Origin of the sequence: Pantoea sp. SM3 (assembly GCF_000963995.1) — a bacterium.
Taxonomy (GTDB): Bacteria; Pseudomonadota; Gammaproteobacteria; order Enterobacterales; family Enterobacteriaceae; genus Pantoea; species Pantoea rwandensis_B.
The window spans coordinates 1-1,646 of sequence record NZ_JZRD01000037.1 but is presented as its reverse complement, the minus strand read 5'-3'; the positions used below and the strand labels follow the sequence as shown (position 1 = coordinate 1,646).

Below are 1,646 nucleotides of genomic sequence, written 5' to 3'. Positions count from 1 at the left end.
TGCTCTTTAACAATCCGGAACAAGCTGAAAATTGAAACGACGTGTCGGTTCATTTCTCCGTAATAAGAAATGAATGATGACATGTTCGAGTCTCTCAAATGCTTGCAGTCTGCATGCGTTGCAAAACGCCTGTGGGTTGTGAGGTTAAGCGACTAAGCGTACACGGTGGATGCCCTGGCAGTCAGAGGCGATGAAGGACGTGCTAATCTGCGTAAAGCGTCGGTAAGGTGATATGAACCGCTACAGCCGACGATGTCCGAATGGGGAAACCCGGTGCACTCTGTGCATCATCGCAACATGAATACATAGTGTTGCGAGGCGAACCTGGGGAACTGAAACATCTAAGTACCCAGAGGAAAAGAAATCAACCGAGATTCCCCCAGTAGCGGCGAGCGAACGGGGAACAGCCCAGAACCTGAATCAGTTTGTGCATTAGTGGAAGCGTCTGGAAAGTCGCAGGGTACAGGGTGATACTCCCGTACACAAAAATGCACTTACTGTGAGTTCGAAGAGTAGGGCGGGACACGTGGTATCCTGTCTGAATATGGGGGGACCATCCTCCAAGGCTAAATACTCCTGACTGACCGATAGTGAACCAGTACCGTGAGGGAAAGGCGAAAAGAACCCCGGCGAGGGGAGTGAAACAGAACCTGAAACCGTGTACGTACAAGCAGTGGGAGCCTGATTTGTCAGGTGACTGCGTACCTTTTGTATAATGGGTCAGCGACTTATATTCTGTAGCAAGGTTAACCGTATAGGGGAGCCGCAGGGAAACCGAGTCTTAACTGGGCGTTAAGTTGCAGGGTATAGACCCGAAACCCGGTGATCTAGCCATGGGCAGGTTGAAGGTTGGGTAACACTAACTGGAGGACCGAACCGACTAATGTTGAAAAATTAGCGGATGACTTGTGGCTGGGGGTGAAAGGCCAATCAAACCGGGAGATAGCTGGTTCTCCCCGAAAGCTATTTAGGTAGCGCCTCGTGAACTCATCTTCGGGGGTAGAGCACTGTTTCGGCTAGGGGGCCATCCCGGCTTACCAACCCGATGCAAACTGCGAATACCGAAGAATGTTATCACGGGAGACACACGGCGGGTGCTAACGTCCGTCGTGAAGAGGGAAACAACCCAGACCGCCAGCTAAGGTCCCAAAGTCATGGTTAAGTGGGAAACGATGTGGGAAGGCACAGACAGCCAGGATGTTGGCTTAGAAGCAGCCATCATTTAAAGAAAGCGTAATAGCTCACTGGTCGAGTCGGCCTGCGCGGAAGATGTAACGGGGCTAAACCATGCACCGAAGCTGCGGCAGCGACGCTTAGGCGTTGTTGGGTAGGGGAGCGTTCTGTAAGCCGTTGAAGGTGAACTGTGAGGTTTGCTGGAGGTATCAGAAGTGCGAATGCTGACATAAGTAACGATAAAGCGGGTGAAAAGCCCGCTCGCCGGAAGACCAAGGGTTCCTGTTCAACGTTAATCGGAGCAGGGTGAGTCGACCCCTAAGGCGAGGCTGAAAAGCGTAGTCGATGGGAAGCAGGTTAATATTCCTGCACTTGGTGTTACTGCGAAGGGGGGACGGAGAAGGCTACGTTATCCGGGCGACGGTTGTCCCGGTTTAAGCATGTAGGCGGAGAGTTTAGGTAAATCCGGACTC

At 52.1% G+C, this 1,646-nt stretch carries 1 rRNA gene; it reads left to right on the top strand.

The annotated features are described in order from the left end of the window. Positions 1-142 precede the first annotated feature (142 nt). Positions 143-1,646, top strand: a 23S ribosomal RNA gene (locus VI01_RS19740); the annotation flags it as partial.